The organism is Methylophilus sp. TWE2, assembly GCF_001183865.1.
Lineage (GTDB): Bacteria > Pseudomonadota > Gammaproteobacteria > Burkholderiales > Methylophilaceae > Methylophilus.
Genome location: NZ_CP012020.1, coordinates 1,125,320 through 1,142,922, shown reverse-complemented (window position 1 = coordinate 1,142,922; position 17,603 = coordinate 1,125,320). Strand labels below are relative to the sequence as shown.

The window sequence follows — 17,603 nt, the reverse complement described above, 5'->3', positions numbered from 1 at the left end:
TCAAAGATCATTCGTTGTCCTGGGGCAAATCAAACCACAACACTTCACTATCACCCAAAGCCAGCATGTCTAACTGATCTGTGTTGTCCAGCTTAAATGCATCCCCTGCCTGCAATTGCTGGTTGTTAATCTCAAGTGTCCCACGGGCAATATGCACATACGCACAACGCCCCTCCTCTACGCCAACAGGCAAAGAGACATCTGCATCCAGCACTGTCGCATACAGCAATACATCCTGATGTACTTTTAATGATCCCAAGCGCGCATCTGGTGAAGCAATCAGCGCCCAGCGATTATGCTTGTCTGCCAAAGGGATGGTTTTATCCTCATAGCCAGGGGGCAAACCCAAACGGTCAGGCTCTATCCAGATTTGCAGCAAATGTGCCGTCGTTTCATCAGAGGCATTCATTTCACTATGGCGCACACCAGTACCCGCCGTCATGCGTTGCACATCACCGGCACGAATCACCTCACTGTGCCCCATGCTGTCAGTATGGCGCAGCTCACCGTCCAGCATATAGGTAATAATTTCCATATCCTGGTGGCCATGCATGCCAAAGCCAGTGGCAGGCGCAACCTTGTCGTCGTTGATGACGCGCAACACCGAATACCCCATATTTTCAGGATCGTAGTAGCTGGCAAATGAAAAGCTATGAAAGCTCTCCAGCCAGCCATGATTGGCGTAACCGCGTGTATTTGAATGGCGAATATTCAACATTTATTCACTCCATTTGAAAGTTTAAATGTATGATAAAAAAACACTTAATCTTTTGATAGCAAAACATTTTGCATCTCTTGTTCAGTTTTTTTGATTAAAGCCTCATGCCCATTAAACTCAGCCTCGAAGCCCTAGAAGTGATTGACGCCATTGACCGAAAAGGCAGCTTTGCCGCTGCTGCAGAATCACTTTACCGGGTCCCTTCTGCACTCACCTACACCATACGCCGATTAGAAGAAGATTTGGGACTGGAACTGTTTGACCGCAGCGGGCATCGCGCCACGTTAACCGAAGCCGGGGCAGAATTGCTCAAAGAAGGACGCTATCTGCTGGATGCCGCGCATACGCTTGAGAAACGTGTACAGCGCATTGCGACCGGGGTTGAAACCGATATCGCGATTGCTGTCAGCGACCTGTTTGATTTCCAGCCAGTGTTGCAAATTTTGCAAGACTTTTACCAGCAAGGCTTTGGTACCCGGGTGAAATTATTGCGTGAAGTGTATGGCGGTAGCTGGGATGCCCTGCAATCTGGCCGGGCAGAAATTTCCATAGGCGCACCTGGCGATGCGCCGCCGGGCAGCGGCTTTGCAACTCACTTGCTGGGGCAGCTGGAATTCGTGTTTGCCGTTGCGCCCCATCACCCGTTGGCAGCATTAGCAGAACCGTTAAGCGCCAGTGATATTGTGCAGCACCGTGTCGTGGCAGCAGCTGATAGCTCCCGCAACTTGCCACCGCGCACATCCGGTATTCTGTCTGGCCAAGATATTCTCACCGTGCCTGACATGCAAACCAAGTTACAGGCACAGATTTCGGGCGTGGCAATTGGTTACCTGCCAAAATTTCTCGCCCAGAGTGCCGCCACGCGCGGGCAATTGTTAGTGAAACAAGTGTCCGAGCCCAAACCTGTGGCCCCTACCTTTATAGCATGGCGGCAACAACGCCCCGCTGAAATGGGCAAAGCCATGCAATGGCTATTGAAGCAACTCTCTGGGCTGACACTGGAGCAATTGCTGAGCAAATGATTTATCATCCACCATGCATTAGAAATGGATTGATCATGTCACAAGAACAACTGCCCGAAGAATTCGAACCCCTCAACCGCATTGCCATCAAGGCCATGCTCTGGCTCAACGGCTTCGCTCACATTATTATCGGCCTCGCCCTCGCCACATCCGTGCTAATGTTTACCTGGCTATTCTTTCTCGACGTCAAGGAAGCTGCTTATGCGCACAACCTTGTACACGGCTTTTTGCGCGCCTTGGGCACACTCATGTTGCTATGGTCCATTTCGGCCCTCATTTCTGCCGAAATCCGCTATCTGCGCGGCCACAAGCTACTAGTAGAAACCTTTGTCGAGGTTGTGCTGGTGATGTTCTTGCGCAAACTTATCGTACTGCCCGTGCAGGATGCCACGCCCACCTATGAAGAAATCGGCATCTGGCTGGCAGGTGCTTTTATCATGGGGCTAGTCTATATCCTGATTCGCCTTGCAGATAAAAACAGCAGCAGATAAGCCAAAACATGCAAGACGAAGATTTTATGCGTATAGCAATGGCGCTGGCAGCGGAAGCCGCCAGCCAAGGCGAAGTTCCCGTAGGCGCAGTCGTTGTGAAAGATGGTAAAGTGATTGGCCGTGGTAGAAATGCCCCCATCAGTCTCAATGACCCAACTGCGCATGCTGAAATTCAAGCCATGCGGGAAGCCGCGCGTTACGTAGGTAATTATCGCTTGGTTGATTGCACGCTATACGTAACGCTAGAGCCTTGCGCCATGTGTAGCGGCGCTATACAACATGCCCGAATCTCTCGACTGGTCTACGGTGCCAGTGACCCCAAAACTGGCTGTTGCGGTAGCGTAGTAAATTTGATGGAAGAACCAAAACTGAATCATCATTGTGAAGTTAGCAATGGATTATTAGCCACTGAATGCGGTGCATTATTAAGTGCGTTTTTCAAGCTTAGAAGAGCGAAATAAACAGTTCAACGGGGTGGACGCAGAATTTTCAAATCGTCATCGCTGCGAAAGCAGATATACAGTGGCGCCAGGGGTTTTATCATAAGCCGTTTAGAGGCACTGGATTCCGCATCAAGTGCGGAATAACGGAAGAGGAGGATGTCATACCGGCAAGCCGGTATCCAGCGGCGTTTCTTTTCGCAAGATTTAAAGACAATAGCATTCTTCCTATCGCACTACGGGCAGACTCAAACTCCTGCCACGGAATGAATAAGCATTAACCATACACAAAATAAAACTGGCTGTATACAACCAATAGGCTCAAATAAACCACTTAAAATATACTCAAAAGACGTTCAAATCCCAGAATACGCGGACTCAACAGCCATGCAGGCATGGGCACAATTTTTGCATTAGTTACTCACTAAAATAAATAATGGTTTTGGAGTGAGCAATGATTAATGTATTTATAGGTTACGACCCCAAAGAAGTCGGTGCATTCAGCGTGTTATCACACAGTATTCACGAGCATGCCTCCCAACCTGTCAGCATCACTCCAATCATGCTCTCCCAGCTTAAATCTATTTATAAGCGCGAGCGTAATCCATTGCAATCCACCGAATTTTCTTTTTCTAGATTTTTAACACCTTATCTTTCAGCTTATGATGGCTGGAGTATTTTCATGGATTGCGACATGTTGATGACTGAAGATATCGTCAACCTGTGGAACATGCGTGATGACCGCTACGCTGTCATGTGCGTCAAGCATGATCATCAACCCAAAGAAGATATCAAGTTTTTAAATGCCGTTCAAACCAAATACCAGAAAAAAAACTGGTCAAGCGTGATGATGTTTAACAACAAAAGGTGTAAAGCCCTGTCTCCTGACTACGTCAATACCGCCACCGGCCTGGAACTACATCAGTTCAAATGGCTGGCAAACGACGACCTGATCGGCGAGATTCCAGCACGCTGGAACCACCTGGTGGGCTATAATGAACCAAACCCTAGTGCCGCTCTGGTCCACTTCACCCTTGGCGGTCCATACTTTAATGAATATAAAGACTGCGAGCACGCGCAAGCCTGGTTTCAGGCAAAACAACGCGCATTACATGTCTCTCAACGCGAAGAAATCAACAACGCTGCCTGAAATCAAGCTGTTTGCATATAAGACACCTGCCCGTCGATTAACTCTGTGAATGCCTTGAATCATCCCTTTTTCAGCAACCAAATGCAATTCCAGCGTGGCCAAGCCATGGTGGAATATGCCATTTTGTTTATTGTGCTCTCGATATTGTTTATTGGTGGCGCTGAGCTCGGTATGGCCGCCCTGGCCAGTTATAAAAATACCGATGCTGCGAAAACGGGGATTAATGAATATGCAGAGGTGAATCAGCGGAGGTTGAATATATTGAATGCTGAAAGGCAGTACTCTTTAAATTTAACAGCTTCATTAAACGCTGAATCCACAACTTGTAACACTCTTTATGGTAAAGCAAATGATGAGGGCACTCTTGATTCAACCCCATCCGCTGGATTTAAATGCGATAACATTGCACCGTATACAATACAATTTGCCAGCTATATCGAATATTTAGATGCAAAAATAATCGCAGCAATTCAGACTGACACTACACTCACACCAGCCGATGTGCTTGAAGCCTATGCATTTAGAACAAGTGAGGCAGACACTGATGATGAATATGTTGTTTTAGATGCATATGATTCTGATGGTGACGACAGCTTAACTAATGATGAATTGACTGAGGCAGAGGCAATCATTAAAGAAGAAGCAAGTTCTTCAGTAAAATATTATAAGTTGATTTTATTGCAGCATTTAAAATTAGCTAAGTTACCGCTAAATTATTTTGATTACTCTTTAAGAGAAGCACCAATTGCCATTGGCGATCATGCCTCCAATCTGATTCAACAGCCAAACTGCAATGCTGGCATTTACGATGACGGGTTACCAAATGATCGATATATCTATCGTGAATACTATGACAACACAGGCAACAGACATATCTTTCAAACTGGATCCGTTGTTTATCTTTTTAATCCTTTGCCGATTAATACTGCGAGCTGCCAAACTATCACAGCAGGTCTATCAACCCTAGTTGCTGGATATACTCCACCCCAATCCTCCATAAACTCAGTAGAGGATTTTGAAAACAATTTTGTCGCAGGCCTCCCCAAACTCAATCAAGCCATGTACGGCATGTACAAAAATGATTTAAATGGCAACTTAATACCACCTGGCAAAATGTGTATGAGCGATGATACGAACATTTGTCCAGATCAAGATTTAATCTCTGATGAAATTGGCCCAACTGGATATTTCCGCTGGAACAAAGGCAGCGATTCCAGTGAGGTGTTTAAATACACCATCAACAATGTGGATGCTGATTTACAAAACTTCAGGCCATCAATGCAAATTGAATGTAACACCTCACCCACACCAGATTTATCAAGCATCTCCAGTTGTGACACCTCGTTTAGTAAGGTTAGACTTCATACGCGTTACCGTAAGATTTTTGAAGGCTTCCTTGGATTTGGTGTCAGGGCAATAGACGTGAATGACGATGATTACGAAGCCGCTGTAAGTTTGTTTTACAATCCTAACAACGGCAGTTTAAACGGCCAAGTAAACGGCGTGATTGACTCTGAGATTGGGCCGCTGGGTAATAATGGCAGGTTATCTGTCAAACAATTCAAGGATTTCAGAGGTTGTTACGAGGTTGATGTGGAAACCAACCAGATTAGTGCTTGTAATTAATAACCGGAATTAAAGTAGAGAGTATTCATGGCACAGCAAAATAATCGCGCCAGACAACAGCGCCAGATGATAGTGATATTAGTGATTATTATGTTACTGATCGGGGGGGGGCTATATGTGCTTTTAGGTGGTAACACAAATAAAGGCCGTGCGAATAACCCGCCACCAGCTGGCAGCATCGGTGTTCCTGTCGCCAATAGAAACATCAATATAGGCGAGAGAATTAATGTCTCCATGATACGCATGGCCTATAAGGCTGCGGAAAAGGTGCCTGAAGATGCTTTGCTTAAACCAGATCAATTTCTTGGGCACTATGCAACTAAACCGATACTTGCAGCAACACACTTTAAGGAGGAAAACGTCTCTGAGAGTAATGTTGAAGGCGGGTACTCTGCACTGGCAAGCCCTGGTAAGCGGATTGTAATTGTCAATGCCATGACCATCCCCGGTGCGATAGGAACACTTAAGGTGGGTGATCATATAGACCTGCTGGCAATCAGTGCTAACCCAGATGCGACAGATGCAGCGCCAAGCGCACCCAATCTTGGGGGCAGTCAACCTGGAGCCAGACCTCCACGTAGAGGACAACCCGCTGGTATCGCCAAAATTGATAATGGTGTGACAGCCTCTCTTGTTGCGGAGGATGCTGAGGTGCTGAGAACGCCTGCGAGAGGGAAGGATAGAGAGTTTGTAGTGCTACAGATGTCGCCGCAGAATGCTCACGTTACAACGCTCATGATTGCCGCAGGCGCGACCATGCGTGTTGTGTTCAGACCCTCTACTGATGATGAAAAAATAACGACTGAAAAGGACTTATCAATTACGACACGGATTCCGAAGCTGGAGCCAGACCCTGACAAGGTTGCCATTATTATGGGCACCAAGAGAACCAACACTGTTCCAGGGTCCTCACAGTTTAGCCAGGCTGAGAAAAACCCAAACTACAACCCGGATAACAGAACAATCAGGAGCCAGAACTATTCAGACACGGCTCAAGCTCCGGTTCAAATCATTTCCAGAGATTACTATCCAACCCAGGTATATGAATGATTATGCAGTAGCTAGTTTTAAGCGGTGACCAACCTCTACCGAATGTGATACACCGGCGTTGGTTTCAATCACAAATGATGCCTGCTTGATATATTTTGAGAAGCGCCAGGGTTTCATTCCCCGAATCACGTGAACTACTTCCAATTGATTATTCAAAAACAATACATCAATTGGAAAGTGCATAAAATGCGTGTGTATCTGCTGGCATGGCTTAATCAGTAATGCACTATCCTGGGCTAGATATTTGCAAAACATCAGCCCCTTTAGCCTGGTAAAAAAATTATTAGCCATTATCACATGGCTGACAATTAATTGATCGGCGTCGATATTGTAAAGAGACTGCGTGCTAGATTTTTGGTTGTGATTCATATTGCCTTAAGCCTTGGACATAATCGCCTGAAACATTCTTACGATACGAATTGCGCTTGGCCCTACTGCCACAATCATGATGGGTGGAAGTATGCAAAACATCATCGGAAAAATCATGTAAATGGGTATACGCTCAGCTTTTTTGAGAAGCTCGGCCTCAATTTCCTTCAGTTGAGAGGTCGCATGATGGCGCAAAACACTGCCTAATGCGGCGCCTGTCTGGTCTGCCTGAATCATGGCAGCGACAACATCCGTCACTGTCCTTTCATTTGCCCGTGTTGCCCAAAGCTTAAGGGCATCATTTCGCCTTCTACCCTGCTGCATGGCATCCATCATTACTTGCAAATCAAAATAGAGTGGATGGCTCACGCCAGACTCCCTCACCACATGCTGCAAGGCAGATTCAAAGGCCAAACCGCTCTCCATCACAGCAACAATACTTTGCAATGCGTTTGGTAGTTCATACCTGATCCGCTGGCTTCTTTTACGCTTGCTACGGTTAATAAAAATATTAACCATCGAGAACAGCAGGACACCAATGAGTGCCGCTAGCAAGAGTGTATTAAATTTCTCGAAGCCGAATATCAGCTTGAGTAAAAAGCCTATAAAAGCGCCAAGCGCGAATAAAACGATATATCCGATGGGTGTTGAAAGAAACTTACTTAGGAAAAAGATAGCTCTATCTACCCCTTCCAGGCCATAATCTCCTGAAGACAGGCTGATCTCAGGGGGTTCGTCCTCCTCAAGCGGTTGTATGCCAAAAAACAAGCGCTCACGAAAGTTTCTTTTAATCATCCTGGCCCTGATAAACCAGACAACTAATACTCCCGGAATCAATAAAAGCAAATAAAGCCAGAAATTATCCATCTATTTATTCCAGTTTGACTTTAGCTAACTTTCGTAGCCAAATAAAACCCACGATAGTGAGTGTCGCCGCAAAAATATACATTTTTTGGCCAACATCATCTTCAAACATTTCTGTCACGAGCTCAGGTGTCCGTAAGTATTGAATATAGACCAGGAACGGAGGAATTACCGTGAGAAGAATAGACCCGATTTTTGCCTGAGTAGTCAGCGTGCTAATGCGTACTTCAATTTTCTTTCTAAACTCTATCGTTTCAAGAATGTGTTCTAGTACTGAGGACATCTGCCCTCCAGCCTCCCATTTTACACGGATACCAGTTGATAGAAGCCTGGCACTTTTAGTATCCCAGAAATCAGACCATTCTTTCCACACCGTAATCGGGGATTGACCGAGTTGTAACTGATTGAGTACGTGGGTGATTGAACTTTTCATTGGCTCAGCGGCATTTCTAGATGTCGCATGGAGTGCCTGGACAGGCGTCCCGCCGGCACGCATGGTAGTAAGCATGCTGTTGATGAGAGATGGTAAAAGCAAGTCCATTTTTTTCTGTTGCTTTTCAGACAGAAAACTCAGTAGCCACCAGAGCAAAATGGGAGTGACTAACAAGCTAACCACTGCTGGCGTTGCATTTTTAAATAAAAAGTAACATAACACTGAAGAAATCAGTGTCAGCCCTATGATGACGAAAATTGCCTGGAGCAGACTGATTGAAAGTTGCGATCTTCTTAGATGCACATCCAGTGCGCGAATAATTGCACTTTGCAATAAGAGCTGTCGCACAGTGCCCAATTGCAGAAAATTCTTTGCGCCATCCCACAAAGAAGGTAATTCATCCTCTTCATAAGTGAAACCAAAATCAAGACGCTCCATGACCTTGTCACGCCTGTAACTTTTGAAATAATCAAAAATTAAATAAGCAAGCAATGTACCGACTAAGATTGCCCAAATTAACATGGTGTCATGTATCTATTTTGCTTTTAAAAAAATTGATCCGTCTAGAACAAGTCATGACTCACATCGACTCCCCGCTCATGCATCAATTTGAGGATATTTGGAATAATGCCGGATGAGCGCATGACCATTTCATCTCCTTCACGCTTGGTGATAAATATATCCTGCATCAGGACTGTTCCCTCCTCCAGGCCGGTAATCTCAGAGATATTTGAAACCCTGCGACCACCATCGGCATAACGGTTCACATGAACAATCAGATGTACTGCGGATGCAATCTGTTCACGCAATACTCGTTGTGGCAAATCCAGCTCAGCCATCAGCATCATGGTTTCAAGACGGGCAAGCGTATCTCTGGGGCTGTTTGAGTGTAGGGTTGCCAGGGAGCCATCATGACCAGTATTCATGGCCTGTAACATATCCAGCGCTTCTGCACCACGCACCTCGCCAACGATAATGCGGTCAGGGCGCATCCTCAAAGAGTTCTTGACAAGATCACGTATGGTGACTGAACCCATCCCCTCCGTGTTGGCTGGTCTTGCCTCTAATTGCACGACATGACGTTGATTCAACTGCAATTCTGCCGTGTCTTCAATCGTGACAATGCGTTCGCCTTCGCCGATGTATTGCGACAAGCAATTCAGCATGGTGGTTTTACCTGACCCAGTGCCGCCTGAAACCACAATATTCAGCTGAGCTCTCACTGCCAACTTGAGAAACTCCGCAGCCTCAAAGGTCATCGAGCCACCTGCCACCAACTCATTCACATCCAAAATATTACGCATGAACCGGCGTATGGACATAGTAGGCCCCTTGAGGGCCAGAGGTGGAATAATCACGTTGACACGGCTACCATCGGCGAGCCGCGCATCAGCCATCGGAGAGGACTCATCGACACGACGCCCCACGCGAGACAAAATGCGCTCTATGGTCAGCATCAAATGCTCATCGTCGTGAAAATGCACATCTGTTAGCTCCAGCAACCCATGTTTTTCGACATAAATATTGTGGGCCCCATTCACCAGAATATCCGAGATGGTACGGTCAGTCATTAAAGGTGAAAGAGGACCCAACCCCATGACCTCATAGATAAGGTCCTCAACCAAGCGCCCCCTTTCAATTCTACTGAGAGGCACAGTTTCCTGATCAAGCGCATTATTAACATACTCTTTTACCGCGAGCTCAATCTGGTCTAATGATGCAACACTGACGGCCTGCGGGTTGAGTAGTTCAATGAGCCCCTTGTGAAGCCGATGACGAACTTCAGAGTAAGAGGATGCAGAAGTGGTCTGTACTGATTTACCGGCCAGCAGATTGGATTCAAGAGTAGTTTGACCGAGTGCAACCAAGCGTTCAGAGAGCAAACTAAATTGATTGGTCTCGTGCTTTCTGAGCTCTGATCTTAAGCTATCAAGCCGTTCTTCTGCCATTTAAATGTCCATCCAGTTTTTGAACTGCCGCCAATATTTCTCTATTGATGTCTCGACAGTTTCTGCCATGACCTCTGTTTGCGCAATCTTTGCAGCCAAATTTCGTACAGCAGAGCTAATGCGCCTGTCAGGATACATTTGGGTGTATGGCTTACCTGCATTTGTTGCAATCGTTGCGTGAACATCATATGGAATAATCTGCTCGATGGGCCATGCCAAAGCTTCGGCACACAACTCAGGTGAAATATTGCCTTCGAAATTAGTGAATCTATTCAGAACAACACGAATTCGATTTTCGCCATAGCCAGCCTGCTGAAGAATTTCCAGATTATGTTTTGCACTACGTAAAGAAGGAACAACAGCCTCAGTCACCAATATTATTTCGTCACACAAATCCATGAGTGACAAATTTAAACTTGAAAGCAGAGGAAATGTGTCAACCACAGTCCACTCATAAGTTCCTTTTGCGACCAATAGAATTTTTGTCAGTTGATCTTCTGTGTAGTCAACGCCAAGCGGATCATTAGTATTGTGTGCCAGCACATGTACACCACTCGGCTCATGTGTAGTCATAAAATCACCAAGCAACTGGCTATCAAGACGTTTATATTCTGCAACAGCATCCTTGAGCCAGCTTACAGGGCGCAAATCGAGCATGGGTGCAACGTTAGGCGCTTGAATGTTGGCATCAATCAACGCGATTTTTCCTGCGCCATAAATCTCACTCAAGATAACAGCAAGATTACAGGACATGGAGGTTTTCCCAACGCCCCCTTTACTGGAAAAACACATGATAGATTTACCTGACCGTAGCGGCTGCAACACAACATTGTCACTTTGCAGGTGCATTGCCTTTTCAATAATCGCAAATACATCATCATCTGAAACAGGTTGTGCAAGCAGCTCACCAGCGCCTGTTCGAATCGCACGCGCCATAAGATCTGTTCCCATCTTATCCGCACTCACTGCCACCAGACGATTTTTCACCTGAGATAGCTGTTCAAGTGTGAGCATCCCCGCTTCGTGATTTCGTGTCAAATCAAGAAAAACAAGCTGAGCCTCAAACTGGAGCGCCAACTCTATCCCTTGCCCCATAGACTCCGCGGTTCGGAGACTGACTGCAGTATTTTCAAACCTAAGACATGCAGCCTGTACTTGCTGTCGGAAGGTTGGATGAGCACTAATAATCAAAATGCGCATTTACTCATCCTGCTTTTGATCTTCATCGTTTTTAGCTTCGATTCTGTCAAGAAACCGAGCCAACTCCTTTTTGGTTGGCTCAATCTTGTCAAAAGGAGCAACCTTTATTGTCTGTGCATATGCTGTGACAGCCCTGTTTTTTAGCCCAAGCTTTGCAAGTATCCTGGCATGTAACAGGTTATATTTGAAATTCTGCGGGTCAAGTTGCGTCGAAAGACGGGCATAATTTAAAGAATCGCCAAACTTTCCAGCTCGCGTGTAAGCATCCGCAATCTTCCAATACCACTGTGCATTATTTGGATCGAGCGTGTACAAAGCTTTTAAATACACAATCGCCTTTTCATAATCACCGATTGCAAAGGCACAATCGGCAATCAACTTTTGCGCGCGCGGTTTTTGAAGTTTGTCTTTACTTAGCGCCAGTTCTGGCAAACTTTTTTCTAACTTCGTAATCATTTCTGGGCATTGAATACGCGCTGATTTGGGATCATTTTTTAATCGCTTGATCACAGGAGCATACTTTTCAACGAGGTTACCAGATACAGCAACACTCCAGTTTTTTATAAACGTGATGCTAAAGAAGACAATAAATACTAGCACCCCTGCAATTAACCATTTCTTTTTATTCATTATCACATTGATTCAATATTATTTCAGTTGATAGAAAGGCTCACTGAACACGTCAGTATTACGCTGTGAATTTGCTGGAATGTATAAATGCTTGTCCGCGCGATTTGCATAATAAATATCTGTTGTCCGCAGGACAAAAACATTGTTTTCTACAATTGAGGAAGTAATGATAACCTCAAGATTTGGCGCAAAATTCAAATCTGCAGCGTCAAGTGCAACACCACCTGCCAACAGTGTTCCGTCCACTCCCAATACTTCACCTATATTTCGCGCGACCACAACCCCTGCAGCCAGACTACTGAATTTATAGTTTTCACTCAGCATCGTACTCCTGAGCGAATTATACTCAACCAGCTGAATTTTATAATTAAAAACGCGACTGGCTGTTTTGACAGTAGTGACTTTCACCCCTTTATTCACTAAAGAGGTAATCAAAAAATCATTAAATGCCCGGGTAAACGTCGTTGGCTTTGACTGTGGAAATACATGGAATGTACTTTTGGTCCAGTTATTATGCTGAATAGTCTGTGCAAGCTGCTCGGCCATATCTTCAGCCACGATTTGCCACTGCCTTGATGATTGTATTTGCTTCTGTGTTTGATCTTCAAAAGAGACGTTCTCAGGCATGGGTGCAGCAGGGTTACTTGGAAGGACAGGTTGCTGCGTACAGGCTGCCACAAGAAACAACAGAAATAACGAAAGCAAAATTCTGGTTAAAGAGAGTTGATTTAAATATTTACCTAAAGCAGTCATATGGGCTCACATAATTAATAATGCATATCGGTCATTTTTTTGCACTCAATGCTTCAAAGCCCTGTGCAAAAATTGGAGCAGTGTACGTGCCGTCCGAATCGTTCATGATTTTTGCGTGAATCGGAGTAAATATCAAACCTGCCATCCAGTGACCAGCCAATGTGCTACCCGAGCCTAAATGGTTGGTAGAAAAGCCAGAACACGCAGAGCCGTTAGCCATTTCAACATGAAGCTGGTCATTTTTAAAATGACTGTCAGAAAACTGATTTACTGACGTCAAGCTATATTGGTTGATATCAGTCACAGTGCCATCTACACCGGGCTTGTTTTCAGCAGGACTCTGGATTTGCTCATTGTTGGCAAAGACAGGATTAGGAAACTCCTCATAAGAAATGAGTTTTCCCTCAATACCAATCAGCTTGGCGCTTGTTGCAACGACCTGATGCTCTTGACCCGCACGAGGCAAAGGTCTTGACAGTAAATCCTTGATAACCGGTGAGTAAATGGCCAACGAATCCTGATTTATATATGACTCACCAGTCTCAGCTGGAGGCTGCTCTTTGTATTTAGGTTTTTTGGGGCCCCTATTAACGGGAGGTGCGATGACTTCAGGTAAGTCCAAAGAACGAACCTGATCATTAGTATTGCCAGTGTTTAATCTAGATTTTCTTGGCTCTTCGTTAACATTGACAGACTTGTTAAGCTGCCCACCCTCCTCGGGTAGTGGAATGTTATCCTGTTCAGCACTTCCGCCATTATCTGAAGGGGCCAAATCACCTTCACCCTCAAAACTGGTCTTGGTGTTGTTGTCACCCTCAATAACTCTTGCATTCACAAGAATCATTAATTCATTTCTGGTTTTGGCGTCACTGCTGTTTTTAAACAACCATCCAAGCACTGGCACTTTAGATAACCATGGAATTTGGGAGAGGTTTCGCGTATTCTCCTCTGAAAGTAAGCCAGCGACCGCCCACGTTTCCCCACTTGCAGATTCGGTCAGCGTGCTTACACTTCTCTGATTGAAGCCAGGAATTCTGGCACCAAGCAGTGTAATTGACTGAGAATAATCAGGTTCAGAAATAGATTGATCCAAAACAATTGAAATTTTGCCGTTCTCTAGTACAGTCGGTCTCACAATCAATTTAAGGCCAAACTGAATAAAGCGCACATTCGTAGCTGTTGTAGCAGTGACTTGGTTCACAGTCTGAGTTTGCACGGGAATTGGAATATTCCCACCAACAAGAAAGCTTGCCGACTCGCCACTAACAGCTGTTACCAAAGGGTTGGAAAGTGTTTTTGCTGCCCCTTTTTGCTGCAAAAAGCGCATAAATGCTGACAGAGCATACTTGCCAGGATTATTTACGAAAGCAAATATTGAAGAATTTCCAGGATCGAAACCGTTATTTGCGAGTTGATCCGGACTATTGCCTCCAGATGGCGAGACATCGCCCATTACACTCCCAACCGTAACAACACGCCCATTTGACTGGGTATCCAAGCGCCAATCCAGCCCATATGAATCGGTTTTATTACGATCAATCCCGATAATTTGCATCTGAATTTCAACTTTAGGTTGTTTGGCGACTTTGATCAGGCTCATCACGCGTCCATTACCAACAACCACGATTTCGCCTCGAGATATATTTTGCGCCAAATTCCCTTTAATCGGCATCAGTGGCTGGCGCAAAGCCCCGGCTACGCCACCACCGCGCAAACCACCGCCGCCTGCGCCACCACCGCCTGCACCTGCTCCCCCGCCGCCTGCGCCACCTGCGCCAGCCCCACCCGCTAGCGGTATTGTTGGAATTGATAACCTTGGGTCAGGAGAAACTCCGCTAATCTCCTCATTCACTCCGGTTTCATACTCTTGCAGGTTCCCTGACAAAACACCACCACGATCACTGATCACAGAAAAATCGGGCAATGAATTGTTGCCGGTCACAAAACGATCTGCCAAGGTAAGCACTCTGATAAGTGCGGTAGGATTAGAAACTGTGCCTTTGAGCACAATAGTCCCGTTTAAATCTTCCACGGTTACATTTTTTTCAAGTGAGCGAATCATTGACCGCAACTGGGTAATATCGTTACCTACCTGTACCCTATACTCATAGAGCTTGCCGCTGCGGCCAAACACCGTGATTGAGGTTGCGCCCGCAGTCTGACCATTAACAATGATCAAATCTGGCTTAAGCGTACTGGTTGAAATGATCTCTTGATTGCCTATGGCAATGGTAGTTGCCGGTTCGGGCAACTGAACTGGAACAGAAAAGCCTGCCTCAACATAAATCGTCGAAACATTTTTAGCATGCACTACACCCAACAGTGCGAACATCAAAAAAACAAAACAAGCCAGTCTAGGATACATTATTGCTTTATATTTCTTTTAGATAAAATTCGTGTTGAGTATGCAATTTTCATACCAAACAACAGTAATAAACGTTTTTTTAATCAAACACGGCGGATGGTGAATTTTTGCAGGCTGAAAGATAGCATAATTGGCTAACTCTAAGGAATGATGCGCATGACCATGCTAATTATTCATGGTCAAATGATTAGGAAAGGTTTATTTCAACCACCATGTGTGGCTGAAATAAACCATTTTTGAAATTATTTGAAAAATGGCAATTCGAAAATGTTAGCAAATAAATCCGCCATACTTCCACCTAACCAAATCGCAGTAGCGATAATACCTGAACTCAAAATTGCTTGCTCTATGACTGCCATGGCTTACCTTTCTTTATTATCGATTAAGCAAAGCGCTTAACAATAATTTCGGCAGTCAGCGGCAAAACTTTAGTTAAAAGGCAGGTCAAAATTGCAATATTTCAACTGCCAGATATCTACCCGTTAGATAGCTGAAGGTTTGATCTCAAATTCAAGAAAATGCTCGATTTCTACCTTGTCGAAGCAAGGGGCAGGCTCACGTCTAGTACAGCTCGAGGGAGGAGGTTGTCATACCAGCAAAAGCTGGTATCCAGCGGCGCTAAACCCTCACACCAAAGTCACTGGATTCCTTGTCGGCGCAAGGAATGACGAAGGAAAAAAACACTTGATTCCCTCTTATCGTGGTACGGAGCAGGTTCAAGTCAAGTGTGGAATGACAGGTTCTCGTCATACCAGCGGAAGCTGGTATCCAGCATCGTTCAAAAGTACCTCAAAAGCGGTAGAAGATTTGCGTGCGAAGCATCTCATATACTATGAACCAATAAAAAGTTAATATTATGCACTCTCAAAAAGCTTTCGAACGCCCATGCAACCTTGTGTCTACATGCTAGCCAGCCAAAGAAACGGCACACTGTATGTTGGCGTAACCTCAAACCTGGTAAAACGTGTATGGGACCATAAATCGAATTTAATTGATGGCTTCACTAAAAAATATCATGTACATCATTTAGTTTGGTATGAGCAGGCAACCACCATGCAGGCTGCCATTGCACGTGAAAAACAACTCAAAGCGTGGAAAAGACAGTGGAAAGTCGAACTCATTGAAACGACCAATCCATATTGGAATGATTTGTATGAGGGACTTTTATAAATTAGTGTTAGCCCATCCAACTGCCCAGCTGTCATTCCGTTGTGAAACGGAATCCAGCGATGTTACCGAAAATACGAAAGACACTGGATTCCTTGTCCAGGCAAGGAATGACGAGGAAAAAGACTCTAGATTCCGAATCTCAGTTCGGAATGACGTCATAGCATGATATACCGGCGAAGGCCACTATCGACTGGCGAAACTGTCATTCCGTTGCAAAACAGAATCCAGAGGCGTTAACTCCAACACAAAAGAAACTTGATTCTTTATCAAGTACAGAATGAATGATGAGTGTCGTCATTCCAGCAAACACAGGTGTCAAGCTCACCAGCCGTCATTCATTTTCAAAACGCAATCTAGCGGCGTTAGCCCCATGACATTACAAAGACACTGGATTCCCCCGTATCGAAGTACGGGGCAGACTCAAGTCAAGTGCTGAATGGCAGCTTCTCGTCATACCAGCGAACGCTGGTATCCAGCACCCTAGCCGTCATTCCGTTGTAAAACGGAATCCAGCGTCGTTACCTCCATGACATACCAAAGACACTGGACTCCACATCAAGTGTGGAATGACGGGCCTGCAAGGCACAGAATTTCCACATATCGTGGTACGGGGCACGCTCATGCACGGAACGAAGATCAAGAAAGACCCTGGTCAAATGGATGAAAACGCATCAACAACCACAACCACAACCACCATTTTGGCTAGAATAAACCACCTTTCATATCATCCACCTTGAAGGAGGTTTGACGCAAAAAAACTAGCCATTACAAAATAAGTCATTGTTTTTATTTAATTATAATCAGAAATAAACCTCAAAAACAAAAGTTGGCACACCCTTTGCATTAATGGCAGTACACACGCCGGGGTGAGTGTTATTCCAAAAAGATAACCGTGTGTCGGGATGTTGCCATCCTCCCCAATAACGATAAAACATGAGTTATGTGGCAACACCCGCACATAGTTTATGAGACTTTAATTTTTATTGGGTGGTTATCTTTTTGGAGAATAAAATGATCGAAAACGTAAAAAGCTTCCTGCAAGACGAAGAAGGCCAATCTATGGTTGAATACGGTGTAACATTGGGTGCTGTTGCAGCCGTGTCTTACATCGCAGTTGTTCAGTTGGGTGACAAAACAGCTGACCTGTATGCATGGATGGCTAACCACTTGCCAGGCGGTGAATTCACTGAAATCGGTACTGGTAACATCGTTCGTCTGGAAGCAGACGGCCTGGTAAGCTTGTCAACTAACGCTGACTCAGGTGCAGGTTTCGACGAAGCTGGTTTGCTGAGTGAAAACATGCAAAACACATTGGGTTCCGACGCTGTTCTGGGTCTGGACGACTAATTGTTTTACGTGTTATCGTGAACTTA

Annotated in this window: 17 protein-coding genes; 8 read left to right on the top strand and 9 right to left on the bottom strand. The window is 45.1% G+C overall.

Annotated elements, in window-relative coordinates:
• Positions 1-7 precede the first annotated feature (7 nt).
• Complete coding sequence (locus ACJ67_RS05515) at positions 8-718, bottom strand: pirin family protein (RefSeq protein WP_049638211.1); 711 nt, start codon at positions 716-718, stop codon at positions 8-10.
• Positions 719-822: 104 nt separating this feature from the next.
• Between ACJ67_RS05515 and ACJ67_RS05510 the strand changes: the two genes are divergently transcribed.
• The 6 genes from ACJ67_RS05510 to ACJ67_RS05485 all read left to right on the top strand — a co-directional run bounded on the left by ACJ67_RS05510 (position 823) and on the right by ACJ67_RS05485 (position 6,497).
• Positions 823-1,740, top strand: coding sequence for a LysR family transcriptional regulator (locus ACJ67_RS05510; protein WP_049638210.1), 918 nt, complete (start codon positions 823-825; stop codon positions 1,738-1,740).
• Between the two features lie 35 nt (positions 1,741-1,775).
• Complete coding sequence (locus ACJ67_RS05505; protein WP_026295276.1) at positions 1,776-2,231, top strand: phosphate-starvation-inducible PsiE family protein; 456 nt, start codon at positions 1,776-1,778, stop codon at positions 2,229-2,231.
• A gap of 8 nt (positions 2,232-2,239) precedes the next feature.
• Entirely contained in the window at positions 2,240-2,692 is a 453-nt protein-coding gene (tadA, locus tag ACJ67_RS05500) for a tRNA adenosine(34) deaminase TadA (RefSeq protein ID WP_049638209.1), read from the top strand.
• A gap of 433 nt (positions 2,693-3,125) precedes the next feature.
• Entirely contained in the window at positions 3,126-3,821 is a 696-nt protein-coding gene (locus ACJ67_RS05495; RefSeq protein ID WP_049638208.1) for a glycosyl transferase, read from the top strand.
• Between the two features lie 81 nt (positions 3,822-3,902).
• Positions 3,903-5,447 carry a TadE/TadG family type IV pilus assembly protein gene (locus tag ACJ67_RS05490; RefSeq protein ID WP_156171649.1) on the top strand — a complete coding sequence of 515 codons (1,545 nt, stop codon included), beginning with the start codon at positions 3,903-3,905 and terminating at the stop codon, positions 5,445-5,447.
• A 27-nt stretch (positions 5,448-5,474) separates the two neighbouring features.
• Positions 5,475-6,497 (top strand): SAF domain-containing protein, encoded by a 1,023-nt coding sequence (locus ACJ67_RS05485; protein ID WP_049638206.1) that lies wholly within the window; start codon positions 5,475-5,477, stop codon positions 6,495-6,497.
• On the opposite strand, the gene ACJ67_RS05480 is transcribed toward ACJ67_RS05485, so the two are convergent.
• Genes ACJ67_RS05480 through ACJ67_RS05445 form a run of 8 tightly spaced genes read right to left on the bottom strand, consistent with a single transcriptional unit; the run spans position 6,498 to position 15,060 of the window.
• Positions 6,498-6,866, bottom strand: a complete 369-nt coding sequence (locus ACJ67_RS05480; RefSeq protein WP_053092887.1) for a DUF192 domain-containing protein — start codon at positions 6,864-6,866, stop codon at positions 6,498-6,500.
• A gap of 6 nt (positions 6,867-6,872) precedes the next feature.
• A complete protein-coding gene (locus tag ACJ67_RS05475; protein WP_049638205.1) occupies positions 6,873-7,733 on the bottom strand; it encodes a type II secretion system F family protein in 861 nt (286 codons plus the stop codon).
• A 4-nt stretch (positions 7,734-7,737) separates the two neighbouring features.
• Positions 7,738-8,685 (bottom strand): type II secretion system F family protein, encoded by a 948-nt coding sequence (locus ACJ67_RS05470; protein WP_049638204.1) that lies wholly within the window; start codon positions 8,683-8,685, stop codon positions 7,738-7,740.
• A gap of 41 nt (positions 8,686-8,726) precedes the next feature.
• Positions 8,727-10,112: a CpaF family protein gene (locus tag ACJ67_RS05465; protein WP_053092886.1), complete on the bottom strand. Its 1,386-nt coding sequence runs from the start codon at positions 10,110-10,112 to the stop codon at positions 8,727-8,729.
• Entirely contained in the window at positions 10,113-11,312 is a 1,200-nt protein-coding gene (locus ACJ67_RS05460) for a P-loop NTPase (RefSeq protein ID WP_082163920.1), read from the bottom strand. It abuts the gene before it with no gap.
• Entirely contained in the window at positions 11,313-11,942 is a 630-nt protein-coding gene (locus ACJ67_RS05455; RefSeq protein WP_049638202.1) for a M48 family metallopeptidase, read from the bottom strand.
• An 18-nt stretch (positions 11,943-11,960) separates the two neighbouring features.
• On the bottom strand, positions 11,961-12,695 hold the full coding sequence (locus ACJ67_RS05450) for a hypothetical protein (protein ID WP_049638201.1): 735 nt from the start codon (positions 12,693-12,695) through the stop codon (positions 11,961-11,963).
• 31 nt (positions 12,696-12,726) lie between these two features.
• Entirely contained in the window at positions 12,727-15,060 is a 2,334-nt protein-coding gene (locus ACJ67_RS05445; protein ID WP_049638200.1) for a type II and III secretion system protein family protein, read from the bottom strand.
• A 903-nt stretch (positions 15,061-15,963) separates the two neighbouring features.
• On the opposite strand from ACJ67_RS05445, the gene ACJ67_RS05440 reads away from it, so the two are divergent.
• Positions 15,964-16,230, top strand: a complete 267-nt coding sequence (locus tag ACJ67_RS05440; RefSeq protein ID WP_231587262.1) for a GIY-YIG nuclease family protein — start codon at positions 15,964-15,966, stop codon at positions 16,228-16,230.
• A 1,011-nt stretch (positions 16,231-17,241) separates the two neighbouring features.
• Positions 17,242-17,577, top strand: a complete 336-nt coding sequence (locus tag ACJ67_RS05435; protein WP_049638198.1) for a Flp family type IVb pilin — start codon at positions 17,242-17,244, stop codon at positions 17,575-17,577.
• Positions 17,578-17,603 lie beyond the last annotated feature (26 nt).

Bases quoted from the DNA above. Each gene is read 5' to 3' on its own strand.
- ACJ67_RS05450 (WP_049638201.1), bottom strand. From the start codon at position 12,695: ATGACTGCTTTAGGTAAATATTTAAATCAACTCTCTTTAACCAGAATT.
- ACJ67_RS05515 (WP_049638211.1), bottom strand. From the start codon at position 718: ATGTTGAATATTCGCCATTCAAATACACGCGGTTACGCCAATCATGGC.
- ACJ67_RS05470 (WP_049638204.1), bottom strand. From the start codon at position 8,685: ATGTTAATTTGGGCAATCTTAGTCGGTACATTGCTTGCTTATTTAATT.
- ACJ67_RS05435 (WP_049638198.1), top strand. From the start codon at position 17,242: ATGATCGAAAACGTAAAAAGCTTCCTGCAAGACGAAGAAGGCCAATCT.
- ACJ67_RS05490 (WP_156171649.1), top strand. From the start codon at position 3,903: ATGCAATTCCAGCGTGGCCAAGCCATGGTGGAATATGCCATTTTGTTT.
- ACJ67_RS05495 (WP_049638208.1), top strand. From the start codon at position 3,126: ATGATTAATGTATTTATAGGTTACGACCCCAAAGAAGTCGGTGCATTC.
- tadA (WP_049638209.1), top strand. From the start codon at position 2,240: ATGCAAGACGAAGATTTTATGCGTATAGCAATGGCGCTGGCAGCGGAA.
- ACJ67_RS05475 (WP_049638205.1), bottom strand. From the start codon at position 7,733: ATGGATAATTTCTGGCTTTATTTGCTTTTATTGATTCCGGGAGTATTA.
- ACJ67_RS05440 (WP_231587262.1), top strand. From the start codon at position 15,964: ATGCTAGCCAGCCAAAGAAACGGCACACTGTATGTTGGCGTAACCTCA.
- ACJ67_RS05505 (WP_026295276.1), top strand. From the start codon at position 1,776: ATGTCACAAGAACAACTGCCCGAAGAATTCGAACCCCTCAACCGCATT.
- ACJ67_RS05445 (WP_049638200.1), bottom strand. From the start codon at position 15,060: ATGTATCCTAGACTGGCTTGTTTTGTTTTTTTGATGTTCGCACTGTTG.
- ACJ67_RS05485 (WP_049638206.1), top strand. From the start codon at position 5,475: ATGGCACAGCAAAATAATCGCGCCAGACAACAGCGCCAGATGATAGTG.
- ACJ67_RS05465 (WP_053092886.1), bottom strand. From the start codon at position 10,112: ATGGCAGAAGAACGGCTTGATAGCTTAAGATCAGAGCTCAGAAAGCAC.
- ACJ67_RS05455 (WP_049638202.1), bottom strand. From the start codon at position 11,942: ATGAATAAAAAGAAATGGTTAATTGCAGGGGTGCTAGTATTTATTGTC.
- ACJ67_RS05480 (WP_053092887.1), bottom strand. From the start codon at position 6,866: ATGAATCACAACCAAAAATCTAGCACGCAGTCTCTTTACAATATCGAC.
- ACJ67_RS05460 (WP_082163920.1), bottom strand. From the start codon at position 11,312: ATGCGCATTTTGATTATTAGTGCTCATCCAACCTTCCGACAGCAAGTA.
- ACJ67_RS05510 (WP_049638210.1), top strand. From the start codon at position 823: ATGCCCATTAAACTCAGCCTCGAAGCCCTAGAAGTGATTGACGCCATT.